We start from the raw sequence: 8,800 nt of genomic DNA, 5'->3' as shown, positions 1-8,800 counted from the left end.
ACCACCAGCCAACGGCGATGGCCAGCCCGGCACGTGCACCGAGACGATCGAGTAGGCGTCCAGCCGGAATTTGCATCAGCGCATACGTCCAGAAGAAGGCGCCCAGAATCAGCCCCATGCTGGTGTCATCGAGGCCTAAATCTGCTTTGATGTGCGGTGCGGCGATTGCGAGGTTGATACGATCGATGTAATTGATTGCGATGGCGAAAAAGCAGAACACGATCATCAGCCAGCGAATTCGTGGATATCTGCGCATGGTGAATTCCTTTATGATTTATATAGGGTTAACACAGGTTCTGCGGCCTTCAGGCGGCTGCAGTCAGCGTTGTGGTTAAATTTGGGGGTGACAGTTCATGATCGTGTTAAAAAACGTGAGCAGGCACACCCAACCTGATAACATGATGTCAAAAGTAAGCGATTACAAAATTCAGTCAAGCCAAAAGTAAGCGCTTTCAAAATTACCTGTGAGGTGTCTGCAATTTTTGTGGACAAGCTCACTCTTTCTGCAGGAGTGACTTGATGAGTGATAAGCAAAATGGATCTGGCCGCGTATCACTGGATGATGTTGCGCGTCTCTCTGGCGTTTCAACGGCGACGGTTTCACGCGTATTAAACGGCAGCACCACGGTCAAAGCGTCACGCCGTGAAGCGGTGGAAAAGGCCTGTGAGGAATTGGGATATGTGATTAACCGCGCCGCGCGCACCCTCGCCTCACGCCGCAGCATGACGATTGGCGCGGTAGTACCCACGCTGGCGACGGAAACCTTTTCGCGCCCGCTGGCGGCTTTTCAGCAACTGATTCATGAAGCCGGCTATACGCTGCTATTGGCCAACTCCAACTTCGATCCGGAAACCGAGCTGAAAGAAGTTAATAAGCTGATTGAGTACGGCATCGACGGTTTGATGCTGGTGGGCAATACTCATCATCCCAAACTTTGGGAGCGCATCGTTCAGCAAGATATCGCCTGCGTGCAGACCTTTTCGCAAGACAGCGAAAGACCCTGTGTCGGTTATGACAGCGAAGGTGCAGCTGAAACCCTGGCGCAGCATTTGCTGGGATTAGGGCATCAGCGTTTTGCGGTGATTGTCGGCACGCCGCCTTCCAACGATCGTATTTCAGAACGTCTGAACGGTACGCACCGCGCCCTGCAGCAGTATGGATTGACGCTGCCGGACACGCATTTAATTGATAACGCCTTCACCATGAATGATGCGCGCAGAGCGGTGTTTCGTTTACTCGATGCGCCGCAGCCGCCCACCGCCATCATCTGCGGTAACGATCTGCTGGCGTTTGGTGCTATGCGCGCGGCGAGCGAGCGCTATCTGCGCATTCCGAATGATATCTCCATCGTAGGCTTCAACGACTATGAATACGCCGAGCATCTTGAGCATCCGCTGACCACCATGCGCGTGGATTTAGCGTCGATTGGTGAACACGCCGCGCACTATTTGTTGAACTCGCTGAATAACTTACCCGCACCAATGCAGACGCAGATAAGTACCGAGTTGATTGTCCGGGGCAGCAGCGGCTCGGTGCCCCGTCAGGAACGCTAATCGCGTCTATCCATGCCGAATCGGTTGAACACGTCCGTGACTGACGGCGTTTTCAGCCAGCTCAGAAATGCTTGCGCCCGTTCAGGTTGTTGGGCGCGGCTTAACACCGCAGCCGAAAGCGAAATCGCCTGCTGCGTACCCGCTGGCAGCGGTCCAACAACATCAATGCCCTCCACCATCAGCAGTTCGCTGATCTGCTGTACTGCCAGGTCAGCGTTGCCCTGCACCAGTTGCTCGGCGGTAAAACCAGCAGGAATCACCGTGCCACGCACGCGCAGTTCCGTATCAATGTTAAGTTGTTTCAACAATTGTGAAAACCAGACACCGCTGGCTCCGGCTTCTGACCAGGCCACCGAACGCGCAGCTAACAAAGTCTGAATCAACGTTTCGCGATTGCTGATATCAGGCTGCGCAGCGCCCGCCCGCACCGCAATTCCGATGGGAGAATCGACCAGTTCGATGCGCGTGCACGCATCCGCCAAACCCGATTGTGTCAGATGATCCAGCGTCTCAACCGTAGCGATCACCACATCCGCACCGGCGCCGTCGTTGAGCTCTTTTTCGATGATGGTGCTGGGATGCCAGCGTATCGCCAGCGGTGCATCAGGATGTTGCGACTGCCATTGGGCAACCAGCGTGTTAAACGGCGCGCTCAGTGCAAGCGCGCTATAAATCGTTAACGCCATGATTAATCCTCGCGGGCGAAAAAGGGAGCGCGACGCAGCAGCGCAGCATTAAGTTGCTCAGGCCGCGTCACGCCGATCAGTGCTAAATCGCGATCGATTTCATCCCGCAGGATATGCATGGCATGTTCAACGCCCGCCTGAGCGCCAATCACCGCGCCATACAGGAATGGACGACCAAGAAACACGAAGTCCGCGCCCAGCGCCATCGCTTTCATCACATCGGTGCCGCGACGGATGCCGCTATCAATAATCACCTTCATATTGCCCTTCGCCGCCGCAATTTCAGCGAGTGTATGCAGCGGCGGCACCGTGTAGTCCAGCTGACGGCCGCCGTGGTTGGAGAGAATCACCGCATCGGCGCCAAGATCACGCGCGATGAAGGCATCATCCGGCGACATCAGCCCTTTAATCACCAGATTGCCTTTCCATTTTTTACGGATCGCTTCAACGTGCTTCCAGCTCAGTTTGTCGCGTGCATTGGTGTTACGTACTTTGCTCGACATCATCGGCGGGCCGCGTTCAGCATCGGTATTTTCGAAGTGTGGCGCACCATGACGCAGAAAGGTTTGCGCCACCGTGCCCAATAGCCAGCGCGGACTCATGGCGCTTTGCCACATCACTTTCGGCGTGATTTTTATCGGCATGCTGAAGCCACTGCGGGTGTTATGTTCCCGATTACCCAGCATCGGTGTATCACCGGTCACCACCAGCGTTTTATAACCGGCGTGTTCAACGCGGTCGACCAGGCGATCGATACGCGGTTGGTCGCCCGCCAGATAGGCCTGAAACCAGGCGTCGGGATTAGCGGCGATCACCTCTTCTAACGGAATCAGCGACGAGGCGCTGAGGATCATTGGCACATTCATTGCGCGTGCAGCCTTCGCCAGCATTAAGTCAGCCCGGTAACTGACAAACGACGCGCCGCCAAGCGGAGCAACACCGAATGGATGCCCCCAATCATGGCCCAATAAATTCACACGCTGATCCCGGCCAGAAACATCGCGGAACATACGCGGCACAAAGACATATTGCTGATAAGCCTCATGCGCGGCAGCAAGTCCTCTGCCGGTTTCCACGCCGCCTTTTACATACTGATAAATCATATTCGGCAATCGCTTACGCGCATGGCGTTCAAAATCATCTAACGCCAGCAAGTCACGAAAATGGCGTGGCAACGTATTCGCAGGGCGCACCTGCGCTTCGGGTGTCACGTTAATGTTAATAGCGGTGGTTTCTCCACGAATGGTCATAGTGCGTTCTCAGAGTTAGCTAAAAGTAAGCGATTTCAAATTAGGCATTCAGACGAATGCATTCACTTACATCCTGACAGATGCGCAGTTTTTTTATGTGACGGGCATCACCATATGAAGACAAATGTAAGCCCTTACATTTTCATTCTAACTCAGATATGGTGTGCTGTAATTCACTTGTGTATCGCTGGTGTCGGAGAAAATGATGAGCCAACGCATAGTTTTACTGCATGCCACGCCGGTGGCGATGTCTCCTATTCAGGACGCTTTTAACGATCTTTGGCCTGAGGCTGAAGTGGTGAATTTGCTGGATGATGGTTTGACGCTGGATCGCGCTAAAGAGGAACTGCTTTCGCGCCAGTTGACTGATCGCTTTGTTGCTTTTGGCCGCTACGGTTATGCAATGAATGCGCAAGGTATTCTGGTGACCTGCTCAGCCTTTGGTCCAGCGATTGATGAACTCTCTGCGGCTTTGCCGGTGCCGGTGCTGAAACCGAATGAAGCGATGTTCGAGGCTGCACTGCTGCAAGGCGAACGCATCGGCATGCTGGCGACCTTTGGTCCGTCATTAGTGACGATGTGCGATGAGTTTTATCACTATGCCGAACAAATTGGTTCATCCGCGACGCTGGAAACCGTGCTGGTTCCGGATGCCATCGACCTGCTGCGTAAAGGTGATGTCGCCAGCCACAATCGTCTGGTCGCAGAGTGCGCACCGCAGTTAAGTCACTGCGATGTGATTATGCTGGCGCACTTCTCTACCTCGCGCGCCGCCGATGCCGTGCGTGAGAAAGTCTCGATTCCGGTGTTAACGGCACCGCATGCAGCGGTGAAAAAAATGCAGTCCGCGATTGGAGGATCATCATGCTGATTGGGGTCATCGCCGATGATTTTACCGGTGCCAGCGATATTGCCGTCACGCTGTCGAAAGGACTGGTGGGCGAAGGCGGTTTGCGCACGACGCAGTATCTTGGCGTACCGCATCAATCTGCAGACAAACAGGTGCAAGCTGGCGTTATTGCCTTGAAATCGCGCTCTCTGCCCGCAGAGGAAGCTGTTCAACAATCGCTGGCTGCCTGTGAATGGCTATTGCAGCAAGGCTGTACGCAGATCGTATTTAAATATTGCTCGACCTTTGACTCGACCGACTCTGGCAACATTGGTCCTGTACTCGACGCGCTGGCTCAGCGATTAGCGGCGCGCAATGTGATTGTCTGCCCGGCGTTTCCCGCGATGGGCCGTACGCTTTATCAGGGCAATTTGTTTGTGCACGACCGTCCGCTGAATGAATCTGGCATGGAGCATCATCCTTTGACGCCCATGAAGGATGCGGATATCCGCCGTTTGCTGGCGCGCCAGGCAAAAACGCGCGTCAGCCACATTGGCTGGCAGCAAGTGGTGCAAGGCAGTGAAGCACTGCGCGAGATTCTGCAAGCCCGGACAGATGAGGAACCGCAATTGGTGGTGGTGGATGCCATCAGCGATCACGATTTAACGCTGATCGGCATCGCCGCTGCGGATGAGAAGCTTATCAGTGGTGGATCGGGCATCGCGCTTGCCCTGCCGCACAATTTTATCAGTGCCGGTAAAGCACAAGGTAACAACAGTGAGTTTCCTGCCATTAAAGGTTCCAGCGCCATTTTAGTTGGCAGTTGTTCAGGTGCGACGCGCGGACAAATAGAAGAACACCAAAAACAGCATGCGGTGCTGGCCATTGAGATTGAGGATGTGATGGCGGAACGAATTGATGCTGACGATCTCGTGGATTTTATCCTCACCCAACAGAACCGTTGCCCGCTGATCTATTCCTCAGGCGATCCCGCAACCGTAAAGCAAATGCAGCAGCAGTTTGGCCAGCACAATATCTCGCAACGCCTTGATCGGCTGTTTGGTGATACGGCACGCAAGTTAGTGCACGAGGCGGGCATACAGCGTTTAGTGGTTGGCGGCGGAGAAACCTCGGGTGCCGTAGTCAGCGCGTTGAATTTGGGTTCGCTGCAGGTTGGAAGTGAAATCGATCCTGGCGTGCCCGCCCTGTTTGCTCAAGGCGAGCGACCGCTGGCGCTGGCGCTAAAATCGGGGAATTTTGGTCGGCGCGACTTCTTCTCGCATGCCCTTAACGTGTTAGCCGGTTCTACGCATTAAATCGAAGACAACGTCTGCACGACGTTGTCCTTTTCTCTCTTATCGGCCACCAAATTCCGGCAACACCCCAAACCAGCTCAGCAGCCAGGCCAGTATATTCATTGCGCCAAATACAAACAGTAAAACCACTGCCAGTGAACAGCGTTGCTGAGATTTCCACGCCAGCATGGCCGGGATGATCACCGCCCATAAAGTCGCGAACAGTCCTGCAAAACCAATCGCGGCGACAAAACCACTCGGCCAGCAAATCGAGGCGAGTAACGGCGGCAGGAAAGTCAGGCTGGAGGTTTTCAGACGCGCGCCCGGTGAATTTCCGAATCCCAGACGGTCGGCGATGAAATCAAACAGACCAGCAGTGACGCCGAGGAATGAAGCGATCACCGTGAAATGCGAGAAGATCGACATCATCAGCGCCAGCGCATTTACGTGCAGATGATCACGCAACGCTGCCATCAGTGCCGCGATATCACCGCCCTGCTGCACAATCTTGGGAAACGCATTGCGCGGAAGATTTCCCATGGTGCTGGTCAGCCAAAACAGATACAGCGCCAGCGACAGCAAGGTACCCAAGACCAACGCGCGCGTAATATTCTGCTTATTACCGCCGTAATAACTCACCAGACCGGTGATGTTGCCGTGGTAACCAAACGACGCGAGACAAAACGGCAGCACGCCAAGTGCATAAGGCCAGTAATGTTCCCCTGCTGCGGGCCCGCTCAGTAACGACGGCACGTTCACCTGCGTCAGTAAGCCGCCGAACAGTACGATCAACAGCAGAATTTTCGCCAGCACGCAGAAGGTCATCAAGCGGCTGACGCCGGTAGTACCGAGCCACACTACCAAAGCAACGCACAGCGTCAGCACTGTTTTGGCTTCTGCGGTAGAGATCGTTAATCCCAACTGACTGATTGAGTGCTGATAAACCGGGCCGCTGGCCGAAATGTAGGCGTAGGTGAGAATGCCGAGGACAAATAAGATGCTAAGACCATTGAGCGTCGCCCAGCCGCGTCCGAGCAAATCTTTGGTTAAGGTGTCGTAACCCGCGCCGGGCGGATACTTCAAGCTGACACGCATAAACAACAAGCCGGACAGCAACATCCCGCCCCAGCTAATCAGCAACAACACCATAGCCCAGCCAAACCACGCGCCCGCCATCACCACCGGCAGCGTAAACATCCCTGCGCCCACTACGGTGCCGCAAATAATCATCGCGCCCCACCATACGGAAGGCTGGCGGCGGGACAATGTCATCTCCGTCATCACTTATTCCCTACAAAACTGCTTAAAAGCGGCGATGATACACGGGAAAACGCTGAGAAGAGAGTGTGATACGAGATAAAACGCGCGCCATAATGCAGGTGCGCATTTATGCGCACCGCCAATCCTTTGTAGGGTCGCCATTTATGGTGACCGAAAGACGCTTAACTGACGAGCATTACGCCAACAAAACGCGCGTATATGGAAGGGAAAAGAACTTAGTTATAGAACGTCGGTTTCGCTGGCATGTTGATCGGCACGATGTCACCCGAGTTTTGCGCCGCAACGCAGGCATCAGCCGCGACCGCCGCCGCATAACCATCCCATGCGGATGGCCCGGTCATCTCACCCGCCAACACGTTGTTGATGAAGTCCTGCAGCTCCACGTCATAGGCATCGATGAAACGCTTTTTCCAGTCGGTAAGAATACTGGTGGAGAGTTTGGCCGCGCTGCGCGTCTGTACCGACATCGGTTCAGGCAAACGTGCTATACCGCTTTCGCCTACCACTTCACACTGAATATCGTAGCCGTAAGCGCAGTTAACGAAGATTTCTACATCGATGCGCACACCTTTGGCGGTTTCCAGCAGTACGATTTGCGGATCTTTCAGATGCGCAGACGCTTTACTCGTTGAGCGCGGATAGATCACCTGCGCGCTGACGTAGTCATCTTTCAGCAACCAGCGCAGCACATCAAGCTCATGAATTAGCGTGTCGGTGATGGCCATATCGGTGGTGTAGGCATCGCCGACTTCGGGATTGCGGTGCGCGCAGTGCAGCATCAACGGTTCGCCGATCTCACCGTTCTCAATCACCGTTTTCAAGGCGCGATAGCCGCTGTCGTAAGGACGCATAAAGCCGACCTGCACCAGCTTTTTACCGGCGGCGATTTCCGCTTCAACGATGTTCATGCAACCCTGCGCGGTAACCGCCAGCGGTTTTTCACAGAACACCGCTTTGCCCGCTTTGATTGCCGCCAGCACGAACTCTTCATGAGTTAGGCCCCACGAGGTGACCAGAATCGCCTGCACTTCTGGCGCGTTAATCAGATCATGCGCGTTGTCATAAATCTCCGCCTGGATTCCCAGATCTTTAACGATCTGTTCGCAGTTGCTGCGGTTGATGTCATTCAGCGCCACTACGCGCGAATGTTGCAGCACCTGGCTACAACGACGGATGTGTTCGCGACCAATCGCGCCCGTGCCAATTACACCAATATTGAGCGTCATAGCGTGTTCCTTAGTTATTCAGGTAAGCAATGCTGGATTGGATTTCCTGAGCAATCTGTTCTTCGCTCCAGCCATCCATTACGGAAGAAAACGGTTCAAAGGCGTAGATGCCGCGATAGCCCATCTCTTCCAGACGCTGCACTTGCTGTTTCGATTTCAGCAGATCGTCGGCGCTGAGCATGATGCGCTCTTCGTCAGTTAGCTGATGCGTTGGGCGCGCATCAGTGACGCCAGAAAGATGCACCAGTCCGATATTGTTGACGTCGACGCCGCCGGCAAAGTCTTGCTCAGCGCCTTCGTACAAGTGGTGGTGAAAAGTATCGAGTACGATTTTGAACGGCGCGCCCGCTTGCTTGATCAGCTGTTGTGCCAGTGCGGCAGAACGCAGCGAGCTTTGTGGAAATCCGAGCGGCTCAACCAGACCGGCGATGCCATATTCAGCGAACAGCGGTGCCAGCGTTTTTAACGCATCCACGGTTTGCTGCTGGGAAATAACCGTGCCGTCATTCAGTGGGCAGAGTACTAACGCTTTGGCACCGGTTTCACGCGCAGCGTTTAATAAAGCGCGCGTTTTATCCAGCACCTCATCAGTTAATTGGTTAAACGGATAAACCGCATTAATCGTTTCGATGGTGAACGCATGTTGTTCAGCCAGATCACGAACTTGTTCACCGGATAA

At 54.3% G+C, this 8,800-nt stretch carries 9 protein-coding genes; 3 read left to right on the top strand and 6 right to left on the bottom strand.

What is annotated here, in order from left to right:
• Window positions 1-256, bottom strand: a 256-nt coding sequence (locus RTM06_RS16665) for an MFS transporter (RefSeq protein WP_312183663.1), incomplete at its 3' end; no start/stop codon positions are given.
• Between the two features lie 263 nt (window positions 257-519).
• Between RTM06_RS16665 and RTM06_RS16660 the strand changes: the two genes are divergently transcribed.
• Entirely contained in the window at window positions 520-1,554 is a 1,035-nt protein-coding gene (locus RTM06_RS16660) for a LacI family DNA-binding transcriptional regulator (RefSeq protein WP_312183661.1), read from the top strand.
• Here RTM06_RS16660 and RTM06_RS16655 read toward each other — a convergent pair.
• Both RTM06_RS16655 and RTM06_RS16650 read right to left on the bottom strand, forming a co-directional pair.
• Complete coding sequence (locus tag RTM06_RS16655) at window positions 1,551-2,240, bottom strand: substrate-binding domain-containing protein (protein WP_312183659.1); 690 nt, start codon at window positions 2,238-2,240, stop codon at window positions 1,551-1,553. The genes RTM06_RS16660 and RTM06_RS16655 overlap by 4 nt on opposite strands.
• A gap of 2 nt (window positions 2,241-2,242) precedes the next feature.
• The gene (locus tag RTM06_RS16650) at window positions 2,243-3,490 is read right to left on the bottom strand and encodes an alpha-hydroxy acid oxidase (protein ID WP_312183657.1); all 1,248 of its coding nucleotides are present in this window, start codon (window positions 3,488-3,490) and stop codon (window positions 2,243-2,245) included.
• Window positions 3,491-3,695: 205 nt separating this feature from the next.
• Between RTM06_RS16650 and RTM06_RS16645 the strand changes: the two genes are divergently transcribed.
• Window positions 3,696-4,361 (top strand): aspartate/glutamate racemase family protein, encoded by a 666-nt coding sequence (locus RTM06_RS16645; RefSeq protein WP_409455811.1) that lies wholly within the window; start codon window positions 3,696-3,698, stop codon window positions 4,359-4,361.
• Window positions 4,355-5,635 (top strand): 3-oxo-tetronate kinase, encoded by a 1,281-nt coding sequence (gene otnK / locus RTM06_RS16640; RefSeq protein ID WP_312183653.1) that lies wholly within the window; start codon window positions 4,355-4,357, stop codon window positions 5,633-5,635. Before RTM06_RS16645 ends, otnK begins: the two co-directional genes overlap by 7 nt.
• A gap of 39 nt (window positions 5,636-5,674) precedes the next feature.
• Here the strand turns inward: otnK and RTM06_RS16635 are convergent, their stop codons facing one another.
• The 3 genes from RTM06_RS16635 to RTM06_RS16625 all read right to left on the bottom strand — a co-directional run.
• A complete protein-coding gene (locus tag RTM06_RS16635; RefSeq protein ID WP_312183651.1) occupies window positions 5,675-6,895 on the bottom strand; it encodes an aromatic amino acid transporter in 1,221 nt (406 codons plus the stop codon).
• Window positions 6,896-7,110: 215 nt separating this feature from the next.
• Entirely contained in the window at window positions 7,111-8,121 is a 1,011-nt protein-coding gene (locus tag RTM06_RS16630) for a Gfo/Idh/MocA family oxidoreductase (RefSeq protein WP_312183649.1), read from the bottom strand.
• Window positions 8,122-8,131: 10 nt separating this feature from the next.
• A partial coding sequence (locus tag RTM06_RS16625; protein ID WP_312183646.1) for a TIM barrel protein occupies window positions 8,132-8,800 on the bottom strand: 669 nt, incomplete at its 5' end.

The organism is Pantoea sp. CTOTU46764 (genome assembly GCF_031974595.1).
In the GTDB taxonomy this organism is placed as follows: Bacteria; Pseudomonadota; Gammaproteobacteria; order Enterobacterales; family Enterobacteriaceae; genus Pantoea; species Pantoea trifolii.
The sequence above is the reverse complement of the archived record's forward strand: the minus strand, read 5'-3'. Positions and strand labels throughout refer to the sequence as shown.